Here is a 19,128-nt window from a genome sequence, read left to right as displayed (position 1 = left end):
GGCCAAATCGGCAGCCGGACCGTTCCCAAACAAACACGGTCGGGCCGTCGTCCCCGCCGGACACACCCGCCGTACCGACAGCCGGAACACCCCACACGCGGAGCCGCTCCGCACACGGGGGCGTTCCGGTCTTGCTTTTGCACGGGGCATGCATTATATTTGCGGAGTGAACTATCTGGACAACGACATAAAATTCGTCCCCGGCGTGGGGGAGGCGCGCGCGCGGCTGCTCGACAAGGAGCTCGGCATCCGCACGCTGGGCGACATGCTCAACCACTTCCCCTTCCGCTACATCGACCGCACGCGCATCTACCGCATCGGTGAAATCACCGAAGGGGGCCCCTCGCTCGTGCAGTTCCGCGCCCGCGTGACGGGCATCGGCTACGCCGGACAGGGGCGCAAGCGCCGCTTCACGGTCTCGGTCTCGGACCCCACGGGGTCGGCCGAGCTGGTCTGGTTCGCCGGCATCAAGTGGGTCGAAAAGCGCATCGAGGTGGGGCGCGAATACCTCGTATTCGGCCGCCCGAGCTTCTACCACAACGAACTTTCGATGGTTCACCCCGAACTCGAGACGATGGAGCAGGCCCTCTCGCGCAAGCCCGAGAGCGGCATGCAGGGCATCTACTCCACCACCGAGCGGCTGCAGGGCGCCGTGGGGACCAAGGGGCTCTACCGCATCATGCGCAGCACGTGGGAGCGCGTCGCCGACCACATCGAGGAGACGCTGCCCGAGGAGCTGCGCACGCGCTACGGCCTCATCCCGCTGCGCGAGGCCTACTACAACATCCACTTCCCGCAGTCGCCCGAGCTGCTGCGCCAGGCGCAGTACCGCCTCAAGTTCGAGGAGCTGCTGGGCGTGCAGCTCAACGTCCTGGCGCGCCGCAGCGAGCGGCTCGCCCGCAACAACGGCTTCCTCTTCACGCGGGTGGGCGACGCCTTCAACCGCTTCTACCGCGAGAAGCTCCCCTTCCCGCTCACCGGCGCCCAGAAGCGCGTCATCCGCGAAATCCGCCAGGACACGGCCACCGGATTCCAGATGAACCGCCTGCTGCAGGGCGACGTGGGGAGCGGCAAGACGCTCGTGGCGCTCATGTCGATGCTGCTGGCCGTCGACAACGGCTACCAAGCCTGCATGATGGCCCCCACCGAGATTCTGGCCCGCCAGCATGCGGCCACCATCGGCCGCATGGTCGAGGGGCTCGGCGTGCGGGTGGCCATCCTCACCGGCGCCTCGAAGGCCCGCGAACGGCGCGAGGCGCTCGAGGGCATCGCCTCGGGCGAGGTCCACATCCTCATCGGCACCCATGCCCTCATCGAGGAGCGGGTGCGCTTCGCCAACCTGGGCTTCGTGGTCATCGACGAGCAGCACCGCTTCGGCGTCGAGCAGCGCGCACGGCTCTGGACCAAGAACGCGCAGCCGCCCCACGTGCTGGTGATGACCGCCACGCCCATCCCCCGCACGCTGGCCATGACCCTCTACGGCGACCTCGACGTCTCGGTCATCGACGAGCTGCCGCCGGGCCGCCGCCCCATCAAGACCTTTCACTACACCGACGCCGCACGGCTCAAGCTCTTCGGCTTCATGCGCCGCGAAATCGCCAAGGGGCGCCAGGTCTACGTCGTCTACCCCCTCATCAAGGAGTCCGAGGCGATGGACTACAAGGACCTCACGGACGGCTACGAGGCCATCTCGCGCGACTTCCCGCTGCCGCAGTACGTCACGGCCATCTGCCACGGGCGGATGAAGCCCGCCGACAAGGAGGAGTCGATGCGCCAGTTCAAGGAGGGCGAGGCGCAGATTCTGGTGGCCACGTCGGTCATCGAGGTGGGGGTCGACGTCCCCAACGCCACGGTCATGGTCATCGAGTCGGCCGAGCGCTTCGGCCTCTCGCAGCTGCACCAGCTGCGCGGCCGCGTGGGGCGCGGCGGCGAGCAGTCCTACTGCATCCTCATGTCGGGCGACAAGCTCTCGCGCGAGTCGCAGGCGCGGCTCGACGCCATGTGCCAGACCAACGACGGATTCCGTCTGGCGGAGCTCGACCTCAAGCTGCGCGGCGCGGGCGACATCAACGGCACGCAGCAGAGCGGCATGGCCTTTGACCTGAAGATTGCCAACCCGACGCTCGACGTGCAGATACTCACCCGCTCGCGCGACGCCGCCGGCGAGGTGCTCGCATCCGACCCCGCGCTCGCGGCCCCCGGCCACGAGGGGCTGCGCCGCCTGAAGGAGCGCTACTCGGGGCGCGAAGAGATTGATTTTTCACGAATTTCGTAATAATTTACCACCAAGAACCGTTTTCTCATCATGATGACCCGTACCAAAACGCTGCTCACGGCGCTCCTGCTGCTGCTTGCCGCGCCCCTTGCCGCCCAGCTCTACCACCCCGGCGAGGTGCTCGACTACCGCGTCAGCTACCGCGCCAAGATGTTCCCCAACACCGAAATCGGCGCCGTGCAGATTGCCACCTCCGAGGAGGAGTTCGAAGGGAAGCCCTGCTACAAGGTCATCGGCGAGGGGCGCACGCTGCCCACCTACCGGTGGTTCTTCAATCTGGTCGACATCTACACGGTCCACGTCGACCCCGACTCGCTGCGCCCGGTACACTTCCGCAGCGACCTGCACGAGGGCGACTACACCTTCCGCAGCACCTACCGCTACGACTGGGAGCAGATGCGCGTCCACACCCGCTGGCAGAGCCGCCAGCGCCCCGTCCGCGAAAAGGAGCTCCCGCTCACGCGCGAGAGCATGGATGCCATCTCGCTCTTCTTCAGCCTCCGCTCGGCCGAGGCCGAACAGTTCCGAGCCGGGGAGCCCCGCACGCTGCAGATGGTGCTGCAGGACACCGTCCGCCACCTCCACTTCCGCTTCCTGGGGCGCGAGGAGAAGAAAATCCGCAACCTGGGGCGCTTTCGCACGCTGAAGTTCGACTGCCAGCTGGGCACCTCCGAGGGGTTCTCGTTCACCGACGGCACGGTCTTCACCATCTGGATTTCGGACGACGAGAACAAAATCCCGCTCTACCTCGAGTCGCCCGTGCGCATCGGCAGCATCAACGCCTACCTTTCGGGCTACAAGGGGCTCAAATATCCGCTCAAAAGCCGGATAAAATAGCGGGCCGCAGATTCGGCGTTAGGATAATTCGCCAAAAAACGTATCTTTGCAGAAAAATCAAACCCACACACCAACACCATGGAAGAGAACAGACAGGAGTACGATAACTACGACAACACGGAGTTCGAGGAGGACTACACGCCCCGGCCCGACTCCGGAAAGTCCATCCGCGGCTATCGGATTGTCATCATCATCCTCTCGGTGATTCTGGTCGCCATCTCGGCGCTCTACTTCGGCATCCACCGCCAGCAGATGCTCGACAACGAGCTGCTGCGCGCCGACCGCGACTCGATTCAGAACGACCTGGGCCGTCTGATGGAGGATTACGACAACCTGCACGTGGCCAACGACTCCATCTCGGCCAGCCTCGACATCGAGCGGGGCCGCGCCGATTCGCTGATGAACCAGCTGCGCAAGGAGCGCCGCTGGAGCCTGGCCAAAATCAAGCAGTATGAGAAGGAGGTGGGGACGCTGCGTACGGTCATGCGCGGCTACCTGCACCAGATAGACTCGCTCAACTCGCTCAACCAGAAGCTCATCACCGAGAACATCTCCTACCGCAAGGAGATTTCGTCGGCCACGCTGCGGGCCGAGATGGCCGAGGAGAAGGCCGCCGAGCTCGACAACAAGGTGCGCGCCGGTGCCGTCATCAAGGCGCGCGGCATCCGCCTCACGGGGCTCAACGCCCGCAACAAGGAGGTTTCGCGCATCCGCAACGCCGAGCGCGTGCGCGTGGACTTCGTGCTGACGGCCAACGAGCTGACCACACCCGGCAACAAGGCCGTCTACATGCGCCTCACCTCGCCCGACGGCTATGTGCTGACCACCGAGGCGATGCCGACCTTCGAGTACGAGGGCGAGCGGCTGAGCTACTCGGCCATGCGTGAGGTCGACTACCAGAACCAGGACCTCGAGGTGGGCATCTACTTCGACAGTTCGGGCTTCGCGGCGGGCACCTACCTCGTGCAGCTCTACTGCGACGGCTACATGATTGGCTCGGCCGAAATCGCCATGCGCTAATCCCCCGCTCCGGCGGGAAGGTAGCCGGGAAGGCAGCCGCAAGCCGGAGGGCTCAAAGACCGGAAGAATACACCGGCAATGAAGCCCCAAGTGGCAATGCAGCCGACACAACGAGCCGAAAGCCGATAGAGGCCGGTACAACGGAAAGAAAAAGAGCGGACCCGCCCGATGGGGGCGGGTCCGCTCTTTTCGTGGTTCCCGGTTTGCTCCGACTGCTCTCTTCGGTTCGTTCGACCCGCAGCTCGGGGGAGGCTCTCAACGTAGAGCCCGCCTTGGGAGGGGCGAGCCTCAACGCGGGACGCACCTCAACGCCAGACGGGCCTCAACGCAAAGCGCACCTCCGCGCGGCCTGTTCCGCACGGAGGTGCGCTTCAACAGAGCGTATCTGCCTCACTGCTGCATGCTCTGCCAAATCAGAGCCGAGGAGCCGAGGATGGCGGCGTTCTTGCCCTGGATGCCGCTGGGCAGCAGCTTCACCTTGTTCTTGAACATCGAGAGCATGTTCTCCTCCATGTACCACTGCGTCGGCTCGAAGAGCAGCTTGCCCGCCTTCGACAGTCCGCCGAAGAGGAAGATGGCCTCGGGAGAGGTGATGGCCACAATGTCGGCCAGCGCCCGGCCCAGCATCTCGCCCGTCACACGGAAGGCCTCGAGCGCCACGGGGTCACCCTGCGCGGCGGCGGCCGAAATCATCGAGGCGTCGAAATCGGCAAAGGCGATGTCGCGCAGTTTGCTCGGTGCGGTCATCGTCGCCATCAGCTCGAAGGCCGTGCGCTTGATGCCCGTGGCCGAGACGTAGGTCTCCAGACAGCCCCGACGTCCGCAGCCGCACTGGCGGCCGTTGCGCTCGACGATGATGTGGCCGAACTCGCCCGCAAAGCCGTCGCTGCCGTAAATCATCTCGCCGTTGGCCACGAAACCCGAACCCAGACCCGTGCCCAGCGTCACCATGATGAAATCGCGCATCCCCTTGGCGTTGCCGTAGACCATCTCGCCGATGGTCGCCGCGTTGGCGTCGTTGGTCATGAGCGTCTTCACGCCGCCGAAGCAGCGCGCGATGTCCTCGACAAGCAGGAAGATGCGGCGCGACTCGTCGGGATTGGGCTCATCCTCGCGGAACTTCCAAAGGTTGGCCGGCGTCTCGATGGTCCCCTTGTGGTAGTTGGCGTTGGGGGCGCCGATGCCGATACCCGCCAGCTCGTAGTCGAACGAGAGGCTGTCGGCCATGGCGTGCATAGCGTCGCACAGGTCGGCCACGTAGGCCTTGTAGTCGTCGAAATAGGGGTACTTCTTGGTTGAGATGACCGATTCGGCGTAGAGGTCGCCGTTTTCGTCCACCAGTCCGAATGCCGTATTGATTCCGCCGATATCTACACCGATTACTAACTTTTTCATGGATTGATCTTTTTTAATGAATTTTTATTAGGTCAAAGTTAAAATAAAATTCGCCCACTCCAAAGTTTTTTCCTACTTTTGGGGTAATTTTGTATCCTAAAGTCTTACTCCCATGCTTGCGAACGAACAGCTGCTTTCGACCATCGAAAACTATCTGGCTCAGACCGATTTCGCCTCCGAGCCCGAAAAACTCTACGCCCCCATCGGCTACTCGCTGGCGGGCGGCGGCAAACGGCTCCGCCCGATGCTGCTGATGCTCGCCTGCGGCATGTTCTCCTCCGAAACGGCGCAGGCGCTTCCGGCTGCGGCCGCCGTCGAGATTTTCCACAACTTCACGCTGCTGCACGACGACATCATGGACAACGCCCCCGTCCGGCGCGGCAAGCCCTCGGTCTACGCCAAGTGGGGACAGAACGTGGCCATCCTCTCGGGCGACGCGATGATTATCTGCGCCTACCGCATGCTGGCGCAGTGCCCCGCGGAGCTGCTGCCCCGCATTCTGAAGGTCTTCAACACCATGGCGCTCCAGGTCTGCGAGGGGCAGCAGTACGACATGGACTTCGAGCAGAAGCAGAAGGTCTCGGTGGTGGAGTACATGCACATGATTGAACTCAAGACCTCGGTGCTGCTGGCCGGTGCCGTCACCATCGGAGCCATCCTCGGCGGCGCACCGAAGGAGGACTGCCGCACGCTCTACCGCTTCGCCATCGAGCTGGGACTCGCCTTCCAGCTGCAGGACGACCTGCTGGACAGCTACGGCGACGAGCGGCTGGGCAAGGCCATCGGCGGCGACATCCTCGAGGGGAAGCAGACCTATCTGATGATTACGGCGATGAGCCGTGCCGACGAGCCCACGCGCGAGACGCTCCGCCGGACCTACAAGGACCCCTCGCTGAGCGATGCCGAGAAGATTGCCCGCGTCAAGGAGGTCTACGACCGGCTCGACGTGCCGCGGCTGACCGAGCAGCAGATTTCGCTCAAGTTCGAGCGGGCGCTCGCGCTGCTCGACACCCTTTCGGTCGACGCCTCACGCACACAGCGCATGCGCGAATTCGCCGAGAGCCTGATGGGCCGCAAGAAGTAGCCGGCCGAAGAGGGGAGGGCCGAGAGAACCGGAGAGAGGTTCGAGCGGACCCGGCCGGAGAGGCCAGCCGGGGAAGAACCGGGGAGAGGTCCGAGCGAGCCCAGCCGAAGAGGGCCGGAAAGGTGCCAGGGATGGCACGGAGGCACGCTCCGAACAACAGGAGTCCGCGTCGGGACGTCCCGAACCGGAAGCTCCCCGAACCAAACACAACGACAGCAACACGATGAAACGTTCCGAAATAGAAATCATGGCCCCGGTCGGCTCCTACGAGTCGCTGATGGCCGCCATCCACGCCGGGGCCGATTCGGTCTACTTCGGCGTGGGAAAACTCAACATGCGCTCCGCCTCGGCAGCCAACTTCACGCTCGACGACCTGGGGCGCATCGTCAAAACGGCCCACGAGCACGGCGTGAAGACCTACCTGACGGTCAACACGGTGGTCTACGAGGATGAGATGGCCGACGTGCACGCCGTCATCGACCGCGCCCGCGCCGAGGGGGTCGACGCCATCATCGCCACCGACTTCGCCGCAATCCTCTACGCACGGCGCGTGGGGGTCGAGGTCCACATCTCGACCCAGAGCAACATCTCGAACTCCGAGGCGGTCCGCTTCTTCGCCCAGTGGGCCGACACGGTGGTGCTGGCCCGCGAGCTCTCGCTCGAACAGGTGGCCGCCATCCACCGCCAAATCGTCGAGAACGACATCCGCGGCCCGAAGGGCGAGCTGGTCGAAATCGAGATGTTCGCCCACGGAGCCCTCTGCATGGCCATCTCGGGCAAGTGCTACCTGAGCCTGCACGAGACCTCGTGCTCGGCCAACCGGGGGGCCTGCCGCCAGATTTGCCGCCGCAAGTACACCATCACCGACCGGGAGACGGGCCAGGCGCTCGACATCGACGGCCGCTACATCCTCTCGCCCAAGGACCTCTGCACGATTGACTTCCTCGACCGCATGGTCGGGGCCGGCGTGCGGGTGCTCAAGATTGAGGGGCGCGCCCGCGGCGCCGAGTATGTCAAGCGCGTGGTGGAGTGCTACGACCGGGCGCTGCGTGCCATGGAGGCGGGCGAGTACACCCCCGAGCTGGCCGCCTCGCTCAAGGAGCGGCTCGCCACGGTCTTCAACCGCGGCTTCTGGGAGGGCTACTACGCCGGGCGTCCCATCGCCGAGCACAGCCGCAACTACGGCTCGTCGGCCACGCGGCGCAAGGTCTACGTGGGCAAGGTGGTCAACTTCTACAAGAAGATTTCGGTGGCCGAGGTGCTGGTCGAGGCGGCTCCGCTGGCCCGCGGCGAGGAGATTTTCTTCATGGGGGCCACCACGGGGGTGGCCGAGCAGCGGCTCGACGAGCTGCACGACCGCGACGGCAAGCCCGCCGAGTCGGTCCGACAGGGCGAACTCTGCTCCATCAAGACCGGGGAGCTCATCCACCGCGGCGACCAGCTCTACAAGTTCGTCCCCGCGGAGCAGTCCGCCGAGGCGGCAAACTAAGCGGCCGGGGGGAGCCGGGGCGGCAAACGGGCAGCAGAGGACGCCCCGACCGGGAAGGAGCTGGCCCCAGGTAAACACTCTAAGCCGCCACCCAGCCGCGAAACCGCCGGTTCCGGGACGGGTTCCGGAATTGACACCCGAAGCCAACACCCGGAAGCAGACGTTCCGCTGCGAAGGAGGTCCCATACACCCCGGCAGGAAAATCCGACCAACAATCCACACAACAGAACGTGAAGCGACCCTCGGAGCCGCTTCGCTTTTTCCCGGCCGGCAGAGGCAGACAAACTCCCCGGCCATCTTCCGCATTGCCTACCTGCCCCCGGCTACCCTTTCGGACCTCCGTAAAGTGGGCCGGGAGACGCGTCTCAGGGGAAACTTCGACCTTCCGACACAGCGGCTGCAATCTCTCGACACAGCGACCGGCACACCAGCCGCAACCACCCGCAACCACCACAAACATCTGCCACCCCCGGCCTCTTGCTCTTTCCATCCGGCCGCAAAAGCCTCCCCGGCCGCACGCCTTCGTCGCAACCAGGACCGCCGCTGCCCACACCCTGGCCTCCGTCAAAAGGGAGGAGCAGCGGGCTTTTCGAAAAAAAATTATCGAAAAACAATAAATTTTATTTGTTTTTCGAATTTCCTTTGTATCTTTGTCATGTCAAAAGCAGACACGACACCATGGAACCCGAAAAAGTAATCCGCATCGTTTCGCTCTTCCTGCTCATTGCCGCCTTTGCCATCCACGTGGCCACGCGGCTGATGTTCCCCGAAGCGCCGAACCACACCCTCTCCATCATCGTGCTCTGCATGCTGGCCGCAGGAAATGCCATCTCGGACCGAGGCTCACGACGCCGGGCCGGGAACGACCGGCAATAGCCCCACCGCACCGGGGACCGACGCAGTCCGAAGGAGACGGCCCGAAGAAGGCCGCACCGGAAGCCGCCGTCCGAAGAAGACCGCCCGGAGGCCGCCAACCCGGAAAGGGTTTGTGAGAATGAGGGTCGAAGGGGGCCCGGTTGGTGAAAGTGAGGGTCGATGGGGCCCGCAGGTCCCGGAAGCCGGAAAAACGCGGGAAAGAGCCGGAGAATACCCCGAAGGCCACGAAGGGAATCCGGAAAGAGCCAAAGGGAAATCCGGGAGGCACAGGAGTAACCCAAGAAAAGAGCCTGTACAAAACCGGGAAAGGGGCGGCACCCGGGGAATAAGCGACACGGGGGCAAACTGGGGAGGGGCAAATCGAGTAACAACCTGTTTTTTCTAACCATACCTAGTAAAAGTTCACCGGAAGGGTCCGACGGCGGTCGGGCCCTTCCATTTTTTGTGCCCCACGCCCGCCCGTGCCGCGGCCCCGCATTTTTGCGTCCGCTCTTCCATTTTCACGCCTCCCTCCCCTCCATTTTCGGCNTCGAGGACATCATCTGGACCGGCCCGCAGCCCTCGCTGCACGAGCTGGGCGCCCGCGTGGGCATCACCGAGACCCATCCGCTGGCCGAGCTCGAGGCGCGGCTGCGCAAGGCCATCGCGCTGGGGCGCAGGGTCCACTACCTGCCCCCCTACCGCGGCGAGACGAAGCTCCAGCTCTCGGCGCTGCTGGGCATCAAGCCCGAACTGCTGCACGACTACAAGTCGGTCGAGCTGATGATGGCCGTCGCCGAGATGCGCGAGAAGAAGAGCACCGAGGAGATTGAGGAGATGGAGCGCGCCTTCCAGATTGGCTACCGCATGCACACGCTGGCCATGAAGATGTGCCGTCCGGGTGTGGTCGAGCGCGAAATCGCCGGCGCCATCGAAGGGGTGGCCAAGTCCTACGGCTCGGGCGTCTCGTTCCCCTCGATTGTCTCGCAGCACGGCGAGACGCTCCACAACCTCAACGCCGACGGCGTGCTGGAGGAGGGGCGCCTGCTGCTCTGCGACGCCGGAGCCGAGACGGTCAACAACTACTGCTCGGACCACACGCGCACCTACCCCGTCAGCGGACGCTTCACGCCGCGCCAGCGCGACATCTACAACATCGTGCTGGCGGCCCACGACCACGTGGCCCGCATCGTCAAGCCCCACATGATGTACACCGAGGTGCACAAGGCCGCCTACACCGTGCTGGCCGAGGGGCTCATGGGGCTCGGGCTGCTGCGCGGCACGGTCTCCGATGCGCTGGATTCGGGTGCCATGACGATGTTCATGCCCCACGGACTGGGACACGGTCTGGGCATGGACGTGCACGACTGCGAGGCGATGGGCGAGCGTTCGTTCGACTTCTCGTCGATTGCCGAGCGCGCCGCCAAGTCGGCCACCTGCATCTACCGTGCGGCGTGGCGAATCGAGCCGGGTACGGTGATGACCGACGAGCCGGGGCTCTACTTCATCCCGGCGCTCATCGACAAGTGCCGCGCCGAGGGGCTCTACCGCGGCATCGTCAACTACGAGGCGCTTGACGACTACCGCGACTTCGGCGGCATCCGCATCGAGGACGACATTCTGGTCACCGAGACCGGCAGCCGCATCCTGGGCGACCGCAAGATTCCCATCACGGTCGAGGAGCTCGAGGCCGTGGTCGGCCAATAATCCGCCGCACAGCCGCAGCACCCACAGGCCATGAGACGCATCTTCATCTTCCCCACCATCGAGGAGGCCAAGGCCTTCATCCTCACCGGCACGAAGGCTCCGGTCTTCGTGGCCGGCGGTTCGGCCGCCGAGACGGCCGCCTGCATCGTCCGCGCCGTGCGCGCCAAACGGCCCCACCACCTGGTGCTGGCGGGCTTCGCACAGCTCCACGACGGGACGCTGAGCCCCGAAACGGTGGTCGAGGTGGTCACCGCCCGCGACCGCACGGGCTGCGAGGAGCACCTCTACCAGACCACGGGGCCCGACCTGGGGCTGCCGCTGGCTGACGGTGTGGTGCCCGGACCGGAAGAGGCGGCGACGGAGGGATACGGAGCCGAGGAGGCGGCACCCGAGGCTTTCGAAGCGGAGCAAACGCCGCCGGAGGCTTTCGAAGCGGCGGCGGCCGGGGAGCCGAACGGTCCGAACAAGGCGGCCGGCACCGAGGTTGCGGACGAGGAGGACGAGACAGATGGCACCGAGGAGCCGGACGACACGGACGACACGGACGGTGCGGACGATGCGGACGGTGCAGACGGTACAGACGACACGGAGCCGCTGCCCAAGGTCGGAAGCCGCGAAGGAGCGCTCCTTTTCGCGCTGGCCGAGGCGTTCGACATCGAGGCGTCGGAGCTTCGGGTCATCGTCGGCGAGCGGGGCGACGGCACCTCGACCGAGCAGGAGCGGCAACTGGCCGGGCAGCAGCTGGCCCGGACGCTGCAGCGCCTCTTCGGCGAACAGACGCCCGCCGAGGCCCCTTCGCCCGAGGCTTAGCGACGAAGGCCCCGGAGCAATACAAACCGGAAGCAATACCGCCCGGGAGCGGCCGTTCTGAACAGCCGAAGCGGAGGCAGCCCCTGCGCCTCGGAGCGCCGCCCGACGGGAGGCCCCGATACCGGAGCGGTGCGACCGCAGAGGACAGAAGAAAAGCAGAACGCCTGCAGACCCTCGCAAGGGTTTGCAGGCGTTTTTTCGATTCCGGGCCGACGGGCGGCCAAAGCTGCCGGAGCCGACTGCCGGCAGCCGGCTTCGCAATCAGGCGCGGCTCTCGGGGACGCGGCGGGCGCAGAACAGCGTGCCGGCGGCGCAGAGCACGATAAGCAGCGCCGTGGTCCACTGCATCGGTCCGAAGCCCGTCAGCGGCGAGACGATGCCGCCGACGAGGAACATCGAGCAGCCAATCAGCGCCGAGGCAATGCCCGAGTTGGCCCGTTCGAACTCCAGCGCGAGCGACGTGGAGGTGGGCAGCACCAGCCCCATGCAGAAGAGCAGCGCGAAGAAGGCTGCCTCGACGCACCACACCGGCGCATCGGCTGCCAGCACAGCGCCCGTCACCACGCCGAGCGCCACGAAGGCGCGCGCACCGGCCACCATCGCCCGCCGGGCTCCGCTGAAGCGGGTCACCGCAAAGCTGCCCAGCATGATGGCAAAGGCGTTGGCGCCGAAGAGCAGGCTGTAGGAGAGCGACGAGACGCCGTAATGCTGCTGGAAGAGGAAGGGCGACGAGGAGATGTAGGTGAACATCACCCCCATGGCCAGCGCCTGCACGGCGACGCACGAAAGGAAGGGTCGGTTGCGCAGCACGGGGCGGTAGTGGCCGAAGGTGGCCACGATGCCGTCCGTCGAGCGGCGGGCGGCGGGCAGCGACTCATGGAAGGCGGCCAGTGCAAGGCAGACGGCCACGCCCAGCCCCGTCAGCACGCCGAAGATGCCCCGCCAGTCGGTATATTCGAGCAGCAGGCCGCCCAGCACCGGCGCCAGGATGGGCGCCAGCCCCTGGACCGAGGCCAGCATCACGAAGAAGCGCGTCAGTGCCGGCCCCTCATAGAGGTCCGAAGCCACCGACTTGGAGATGACCACGCCCCCCGCACCGGCGAATCCCTGCACCAGACGGAAGAGGAGGAAGGTCTCGATGCGGCGCGAGAGGATGCAGGCCACCGTGGCGGCTACGAAGAGCACCATCGAACCCAGCAGCGGCGCCTTGCGGCCGTACTTGTCGCTCAGGGGGCCGAAGAGGAGCTGACCGACGGCCAGCCCCACCATGCTCACCGTGAGGCTCAGCTGCACGAGCGAGGCCGGAGCCTCGAACCAGCGGGCCAGCGCCGGAAGCGCCGGAAGATAGAAGTCCGTCAGAAAGGGGCCGAAGGCCGATACCACCCCGATGACCACCAGCAGGTAGGCCTCGGAGTTGCGCACGGCGGGTCCGGGAAGTGTGGGTGCGGTAGCGTTCTGTTTCATCGATTCGCGTTATGATTCATTTTCGACGGCGCAAAGTTCCCGCGCATTGGCGCTTGTTGCCGTGCATCGGTTCACTTTTTCCGCACCTTTATTCGCCATTCGAGGCCGATTTTCGCTATCTTTGTCCTCGAAAGGGGGAGTATGCCCCCTCGCTGCGACGATGAACGAGAGACAAAGAGAGCCCGGCAACGCCATTCTGCCGGCCGAATGTTCGCTCATGGAGGAGACCGCCGCCTTCGAGGCGCTCTTTCCGTGCGGACGCACCGTGCGCGACAGCTTCGACGGGCTGCGTATCGCGCTCTGTACGGAGGGCGCGATGCGCATCGAGGTGGACGGCATCGGCCACGAGCTGGAGCGCGGGCAGCTGCTCTGCCTCACCCCTTCGCGCCGCATCCGCGTGGAGTCGCACACGGCGGAGCTCCGGCTGCGGATGCTCAGCTTCTCGTTCGACTTTCTGGCCGGGCAGCCCTTCCTGCTCCGGGCCTCGGTCAGCGAGGCGATGGAGCAGAGCCCCTGCATCGCGCCCGACCGTCAGGCGTGGCGGAGCCTGAGCGAGCTCTTCGACTTCCTGCGCATGCAGCTTGCCCGCGACGGCTTCCCCTCGCGCCGCGAGGTGGTCGAGGCGCTGTTGTTCGTCCTCGTCGCCGAGACCTCGCACCTCTATGCCGACCGGCCTCTGCGCCGGCGCGGCGCCCGCTGCGAACAGATTGCCGACGGCTTCTTTGCGCTGCTCCACCGCAACTTCCGCCAGCAGCACAGCCCGAAGTTCTACGCCGCCGAGCTCTGCATCACCGAGAAGTACCTCATCCGCGCCATCTCGCGCGCCACGGAGCACACGCCCGGATACTGGATTGCGAACTTCCGCCTGCGCGAGGCCAACGTGCTGCTGCGCTCGACCGACCTGAGCGTGACGGAGATTGCCGAGCTGCTGGGCTTCGGCTCCCCGTCGCTCTTCGCACGCTTCTTCCGTCGCATGACGGGGTCGGCGCCGCTCTCGGTGCGCCGCACCGGAAGAAAAGGGGAATAGCGGAGAGGGCGCCGAGGCGGCCACGACCCGCCCTGCCCCGCACTGTTCCCATTCGCCCCCGTCACTCCCTTCCGATACCCGTCGCGTTCCGGCCGCCCCATCCAAGCCCTTCGCGACTCCGCCCTGCCCTTCGCACCCCGCTCCTTCCGCCGCACGCCGCCACGCTGCACGCCGTCCGTTCCGCCTCCTTCGACCCCGTATTCGGCCCGCATCCACCCCTTTTCCGGCGCTTTTCCGGGGTTTTTCCGGCGTCGCGGAGCCCCTTTTTTCGCCGACGGTATTTGGTTATCCCGATTTTTTTGTATATTTATAGTCGGCTAAAACGACATTCCCGGTCGCCGAAGCCCCGCACCGCCTCCGCCCGGACCGCATCGCACGGCAGCGAAACCGAGGGCAGCGATACGCACGGAAGCCTTCACCCGAGGACCGGCGCACGACGGCGCGGCAGCAACCGAAAACAACCTTAAAACTTTCACGGGATATGAAAAACTATTCAGCAAAGGAAATCAAGAACATCGTTCTCATCGGCGCGCCCGGCTCGGGTAAAACTACCCTTGCCGAAGCGATGGCTTATGAGGGTAAGGTCATCGACCGCAGGGGTAGTATCGAGACGAACAACACGCTCTCGGACAATACGGACATCGAGCACGAATACAAACGCTCGATTTACTCCACCATCCTCTTTACGGAATTCATGGAGCGCAAGCTCAACATCATCGACTGCCCCGGGTCGGACGACTTCTGCGGCAGCCTCTTTTCGGCCTTCAAGGTGGGCGACGTCGGCGTATTCCTCTTCAATGCCCAGAACGGCTGGGAGGTCGGCAGCGAAATCCAGGCCCGCTACGCCCGCATCCTCAAGAAGCCCGTCATCGGCGTCATCAACCAGCTCGATGCCGACAAGGCCAACTTCGAAGCCGCCTACGAATCCATCAAGGCCGCCTCGCGCGTGAAACCCGTCATCGTACAGTATCCCGTGAACCAGGGTCCCGAGTTCAACGCCTTCATCGACGTGCTGCTGATGAAGATGTACCGCTTCAAGGACCACGACGGACACCGCGAGGAGCTCGAAATCCCGGCCGAGGAGCTCGAAAAGGCTCAGATGCTCAACAAGGAGCTCGTCGAGATGGCCGCCGAGCACGACGAGGCGCTCATGGAGCTCTACTTCGACAAGGGTACGCTCACGCAGGACGACATCCGCTCGGGTCTGAAGATTGGTCTGGCCCGCCGCGAGGTGATGCCCATCTTCTGCACCTCGGGCCGCTACGACATCGGCACGAAGCGTCTGATGGAGTTCATCATCAACGTGGCCCCCGGCCCGCTCAAGGCCCCCAAGTTCCTCACGACCGAGGGCGAGGAGCTCGCCGCCGACGAGACACAGCCCGCCGTGGCCTTCGTCTTCAAGAGCCAGATTGAGCAGCACATCGGTGAAATCAGCTACTTCCGCGTCATCCGCGGCAAGCTCACCGAGGGGTGCGAGCTCGTCAACACCCGCACGGGCAACAAGGAGAAGCTCTCGCAGCTCTTCGCCGTGGCGGGCAAGAACCGCATCAAGGTGACCGAGCTCTCGGCCGGCGACATCGGCTGCACGGTCAAGCTCAAGGGCACGCGCACGAACGACACCCTCGCGGCAGCCGCCGCACCCGTCACCGTCGAGCCGATTGTCTTCCCCGAGCCGCGCTACCGCGCCGCCGTGAAGTGCAAGGAGCAGGCCGACGAGGAGAAGCTCGGCAAGCTGCTCGCCGACGCCAAGTACGAGGACCCCACCATCCTGGTCGAGTACTCCAAGGAGCTCAAGCAGACCATCGTCCAGGGTCAGGGCGAGCACCATCTGAACATCCTGCGCACGCGCATCGCCGCCGACAACAAGATTGCCTACGACTACATCGCGCCGCGCATCCCCTACCGCGAGACCATCACCAAGGTCGCCCAGGCCGACTACCGCCACAAGAAGCAGTCGGGCGGCGCGGGCCAGTTCGGCGAGGTGCACATGATTATCGAACCCTACTACGAGGGGATGCCCGAACCGAAGAACTACAAGATTCCCGGCAAGGGCGAGATGACCGTCAACGTCAAGACCAAGGAGGAGTACGACCTCCCGTGGGGCGGCAAGCTGCAGTTCTACTCGGCCATCGTCGGCGGCGCCATCGACGCGCGCTTCATGCCCGCCATCCTGAAGGGTATCATGGAGAAGATGGACGAGGGCCCGCTGACGGGCTCCTACGCCCGCGACATCCGCGTGGTCATCTACGACGGCAAGATGCACCCGGTGGACTCGAACGAAATCTCGTTCAAGCTGGCGGCGCGCAACGCCTTCAAGGAGGCCTTCCGCAACGCCGGGCCCAAAATCATGGAGCCCATCTACAACGTCGAGATTCTCGTGCCGAGCGAATACATGGGCGCCGTGATGAGCGACCTGCAGAACCGCCGCGCCATGATTCTGGGCATGGAGTCCGACAAGGGCTTCGACCGCCTGAACGCATCGGTGCCTCTGGCCGAGCTCTACCGCTACTCGACCTCGCTCTCGTCGCTCACGTCGGGTTCGGCAACCTACTCGATGAAGTTCGCCTCCTACGAACAGGTGCCCGCCGACGTGCAGGAGAAGCTGCTGAAGGCCTACACCGACACCGACGAGGATTGACCCTGCGGCGGAGCCTGCTCCGCCTCTGCAACGACGAGCCGCGATGCACCAGCGTCGCGGCTCTTTTCGTTGAGCCGGCCGAGCGTTAAGTTAACGTTAACAATCCATGAAGAGGTCGTTTCGGCGAAAAATTTGGCGTAATTTTGTCCAAACAATCAAGGACCTCTCATGAGCGAAATCTACACCGTCATCATCGTCATTCTCGGGATTCTCGCTGTCTCCGGCCTCTTTGTCGGCGTGACGAACGACGCCGTCAACTTCCTCAACTCCGCCATCGGGTCGAAAGCCGCCTCGATGAAAACGATTCTCACGGTGGCCTCCGTCGGCATCATCATCGGAGTCCTCACCTCGAGCGGCATGATGGAGGTGGCCCGCAGCGGCATGTTCGACCCCGGACGATTCACCTTCCAGGAGGTGATGACCCTCTATCTGGGCGTCATGTTCGCCAACGTCATCCTGCTCGACCTCTACAACTCGTGGGGTCTGCCCACCTCGACCACCGTTTCGCTGATTTTCTGTCTGCTGGGCTCGGCCATCGCCGTCTCCATCTACAAAATCTCGAACGACCCGGCGCTGGGGACCTCCGCACTGGGCGAATTCATCAACACGTCGCGGGCCATGGGTATCGTCTCGGCGATTCTGCTCTCGGTGGTCATCGCCTTCACCTGCGGCACGGTGGTGATGTACATCTCGCGCACCATCTTCTCGTTCCGCTACACGGCGCTCTTCCGCCGCTACGGCTCGCTCTGGTGCGGCGCCTCGCTGACGGCCATCGTCTACTTCGCCCTCTTCAAGGGGCTCAAGACGGTGCTCGCAGGCCTCGCCTTCATCCGCTTCATCGACCAGCACCTGCTCCTCTCGCTGTTTATCTGCTGGGTGGGCTGCTCGCTGCTGCTCTTCTTCATCCAGCGGCTCAAAATCAACATCCTGCGCATCACGATTCTGGCCGGCACCTTCTCGCTGGCGCTCGCCTTCGCCGGCAACGACCTGGTCAACTTCATCGGCGTGCCCGTGGCCGGATTCGACGCCTACAGCATCGCCCGCCACGCCGGCGACAGCCAGATGCTCATGGGTGCGCTCAACGAGAACGTCCCGGCAAACTTCCTGGTGCTGCTCGCCGCGGGCGCCATCATGATTCTCACGCTCTGGACCTCGAAGAAGTCGATGCACGTCACCGAGACCGAAATCTCGCTCTCGGCACAGGGCGACGAGGGCTCCGAGCAGTACGGCTCGTCGCTCTTCTCGCGCACGATTGTCCGCGCGGCGCTCAACATCAACGCCGGCATCGCGCGCGTCATTCCGCAGCGCGTCCGCGACGCCATCTCGCGCCGCTTCGAATACGAGGACGCCGAACACAGCGGCGCCCCCTACGACATGATTCGCGCCACGGTGAACCTCACCACCTCGTCGCTGCTCATCGCCATGGCCACCTCGCTCAAGCTCCCCCTCTCGACCACCTACGTCTGCTTCATGGTGGCAATGGGAACGTCGCTGGCCGACCGCGCCTGGGGCCGCGAGAGTGCCGTATACCGCATCTCGGGCGTGATGACCGTCGTCGCAGGATGGTTCGTCACGGCGCTCGGCGGATTCCTCATCGCCTTCATCGTCGGGCTGGCGCTCGTCTACGGCGGCACGACGGCCTTCGTGGTCATCACGCTGCTGTGCGGCTACATGCTCTACCACAGCAACTTCCGCAAGAAGGAGAAGCAGACCGCCACGCAGAGCAGGAAGGAGGCCACCAACGAGGACATCATCCACAGCCTGCGCGAAGAGGTCTGCACCACGATGGAGAGCGCCACGAAAATCTACGACCGCACGCTCATCGCCGTGATGATGGAGAACCGCAAGGAGCTGCGCAACATGGTCAAGGAGTCGAACGACCTCTTCTACCAGTCGCGCGAACGCAAGTACACGCTGCTGCCCACACTCAAGCAGCTGCAGAGCGGCGACGTCAATACGGCCCACTACTACGTCCAGGTGGTCGACTACCTCAACGAGATGACCAAGGCGCTGATGCACATCACGCGCCCGGCATTCGAGCACATCGACAACAACCACGAGGGGCTCTCGAAGGCGCAGGCCAAGGACCTGATGTCCATCAACGACGACGTGGAGTCAATCTACCGCCGCATCAACCAGATGCTGCGCGAGGGCGACTTCTCGGATATCGAGGAGGTGCTCACGCTGCGTGACCAGCTCTTCGAGTCCATCGCCGAGGCCATCAAGTCGGAGCTCTGCCGCATCAACGAAGCCAAGGTGAACACCAAGGCCTCAATGCTCTATCTGACGATTCTCAACGAGACGAAGAACATGGTGCTCCAGTCGCGCAACCTGCTCAAGTCGCAGGAGTACTTCCTCAAGCACCGCACGGGTCCCACGACCTGGATTGTCAGTTCGAAAAAGTAACCTACCAGGGGGAGGCTGAAGGGCCGGGGAGCCGGAGGACCGGGGAGCCGGACGGTCAGAAAACGGACCGGGCCGCCGGGGAAACAGACCTGCGACCGAAAAACGAGCCGGGCAGCCGGGG

The 19,128-nt window shown here is 64.5% G+C and carries 12 protein-coding genes and 1 pseudogene; 11 read left to right on the top strand and 2 right to left on the bottom strand.

Annotated features, from left to right (window positions below; all coding sequences use genetic code 11):
- Positions 1-166: 166 nt before the first annotated feature.
- The 3 genes from recG (at position 167) to C8267_RS07780 (ending at position 4,132) form a co-directional block, all read left to right on the top strand.
- A complete protein-coding gene (gene recG / locus C8267_RS07790) occupies positions 167-2,275 on the top strand; it encodes an ATP-dependent DNA helicase RecG (RefSeq protein WP_106634423.1) in 2,109 nt (702 codons plus the stop codon).
- A gap of 30 nt (positions 2,276-2,305) precedes the next feature.
- Entirely contained in the window at positions 2,306-3,112 is an 807-nt protein-coding gene (locus C8267_RS07785) for a DUF3108 domain-containing protein (protein ID WP_234025732.1), read from the top strand.
- 78 nt (positions 3,113-3,190) lie between these two features.
- Entirely contained in the window at positions 3,191-4,132 is a 942-nt protein-coding gene (locus C8267_RS07780) for a hypothetical protein (protein ID WP_087362496.1), read from the top strand.
- A gap of 390 nt (positions 4,133-4,522) precedes the next feature.
- Here C8267_RS07780 and C8267_RS07775 read toward each other — a convergent pair whose 3' ends face one another.
- The gene (locus C8267_RS07775; RefSeq protein WP_106634276.1) at positions 4,523-5,527 is read right to left on the bottom strand and encodes an ROK family protein; all 1,005 of its coding nucleotides are present in this window, start codon (positions 5,525-5,527) and stop codon (positions 4,523-4,525) included.
- Between the two features lie 112 nt (positions 5,528-5,639).
- Between C8267_RS07775 and C8267_RS07770 the strand changes: the two genes are divergently transcribed.
- The 5 genes and pseudogenes from C8267_RS07770 to C8267_RS07750 all read left to right on the top strand — a co-directional run bounded on the left by C8267_RS07770 (position 5,640) and on the right by C8267_RS07750 (position 11,472).
- Positions 5,640-6,611, top strand: coding sequence for a polyprenyl synthetase family protein (locus tag C8267_RS07770; protein ID WP_087362494.1), 972 nt, complete (start codon positions 5,640-5,642; stop codon positions 6,609-6,611).
- A gap of 223 nt (positions 6,612-6,834) precedes the next feature.
- Entirely contained in the window at positions 6,835-8,100 is a 1,266-nt protein-coding gene (locus tag C8267_RS07765; RefSeq protein ID WP_087362493.1) for a peptidase U32 family protein, read from the top strand.
- A gap of 678 nt (positions 8,101-8,778) precedes the next feature.
- The gene (locus tag C8267_RS07760) at positions 8,779-8,976 is read left to right on the top strand and encodes a hypothetical protein (RefSeq protein WP_106634275.1); all 198 of its coding nucleotides are present in this window, start codon (positions 8,779-8,781) and stop codon (positions 8,974-8,976) included.
- A gap of 522 nt (positions 8,977-9,498) precedes the next feature.
- A pseudogene (locus tag C8267_RS07755) lies at positions 9,499-10,662 on the top strand (M24 family metallopeptidase); the annotation flags it as partial.
- Between the two features lie 30 nt (positions 10,663-10,692).
- Positions 10,693-11,472 (top strand): phosphorylase, encoded by a 780-nt coding sequence (locus C8267_RS07750; RefSeq protein WP_106634274.1) that lies wholly within the window; start codon positions 10,693-10,695, stop codon positions 11,470-11,472.
- A gap of 261 nt (positions 11,473-11,733) precedes the next feature.
- On the opposite strand, the gene C8267_RS07745 is transcribed toward C8267_RS07750, so the two are convergent.
- On the bottom strand, positions 11,734-12,936 hold the full coding sequence (locus C8267_RS07745) for a multidrug effflux MFS transporter (protein ID WP_106634273.1): 1,203 nt from the start codon (positions 12,934-12,936) through the stop codon (positions 11,734-11,736).
- 160 nt (positions 12,937-13,096) lie between these two features.
- Between C8267_RS07745 and C8267_RS07740 the strand changes: the two genes are divergently transcribed.
- The 3 genes from C8267_RS07740 (at position 13,097) to C8267_RS07730 (ending at position 19,007) form a co-directional block, all read left to right on the top strand.
- Complete coding sequence (locus tag C8267_RS07740) at positions 13,097-13,963, top strand: helix-turn-helix domain-containing protein (protein ID WP_087362488.1); 867 nt, start codon at positions 13,097-13,099, stop codon at positions 13,961-13,963.
- A gap of 481 nt (positions 13,964-14,444) precedes the next feature.
- Positions 14,445-16,601 (top strand): elongation factor G, encoded by a 2,157-nt coding sequence (locus tag C8267_RS07735; protein ID WP_087362487.1) that lies wholly within the window; start codon positions 14,445-14,447, stop codon positions 16,599-16,601.
- 168 nt (positions 16,602-16,769) lie between these two features.
- Positions 16,770-19,007 carry an inorganic phosphate transporter gene (locus C8267_RS07730; RefSeq protein ID WP_106634272.1) on the top strand — a complete coding sequence of 746 codons (2,238 nt, stop codon included), beginning with the start codon at positions 16,770-16,772 and terminating at the stop codon, positions 19,005-19,007.
- Positions 19,008-19,128: the final 121 nt, after the last annotated feature.

Source organism: Alistipes sp. Marseille-P5061, from assembly GCF_900290115.1.
Classification (GTDB): domain Bacteria; phylum Bacteroidota; class Bacteroidia; order Bacteroidales; family Rikenellaceae; genus Alistipes; species Alistipes excrementigallinarum.
The sequence above is the reverse complement of the archived record's forward strand: the minus strand, read 5'-3'. Positions and strand labels throughout refer to the sequence as shown.

Bases quoted from the DNA above. Each gene is read 5' to 3' on its own strand.
- C8267_RS07785 (WP_234025732.1), top strand. From the start codon at position 2,306: ATGATGACCCGTACCAAAACGCTGCTCACGGCGCTCCTGCTGCTGCTT.
- C8267_RS07780 (WP_087362496.1), top strand. From the start codon at position 3,191: ATGGAAGAGAACAGACAGGAGTACGATAACTACGACAACACGGAGTTC.
- C8267_RS07775 (WP_106634276.1), bottom strand. From the start codon at position 5,527: ATGAAAAAGTTAGTAATCGGTGTAGATATCGGCGGAATCAATACGGCA.
- C8267_RS07770 (WP_087362494.1), top strand. From the start codon at position 5,640: ATGCTTGCGAACGAACAGCTGCTTTCGACCATCGAAAACTATCTGGCT.
- C8267_RS07765 (WP_087362493.1), top strand. From the start codon at position 6,835: ATGAAACGTTCCGAAATAGAAATCATGGCCCCGGTCGGCTCCTACGAG.
- C8267_RS07760 (WP_106634275.1), top strand. From the start codon at position 8,779: ATGGAACCCGAAAAAGTAATCCGCATCGTTTCGCTCTTCCTGCTCATT.
- C8267_RS07750 (WP_106634274.1), top strand. From the start codon at position 10,693: ATGAGACGCATCTTCATCTTCCCCACCATCGAGGAGGCCAAGGCCTTC.
- C8267_RS07745 (WP_106634273.1), bottom strand. From the start codon at position 12,936: ATGAAACAGAACGCTACCGCACCCACACTTCCCGGACCCGCCGTGCGC.
- C8267_RS07740 (WP_087362488.1), top strand. From the start codon at position 13,097: ATGAACGAGAGACAAAGAGAGCCCGGCAACGCCATTCTGCCGGCCGAA.
- C8267_RS07735 (WP_087362487.1), top strand. From the start codon at position 14,445: ATGAAAAACTATTCAGCAAAGGAAATCAAGAACATCGTTCTCATCGGC.
- C8267_RS07730 (WP_106634272.1), top strand. From the start codon at position 16,770: ATGAGCGAAATCTACACCGTCATCATCGTCATTCTCGGGATTCTCGCT.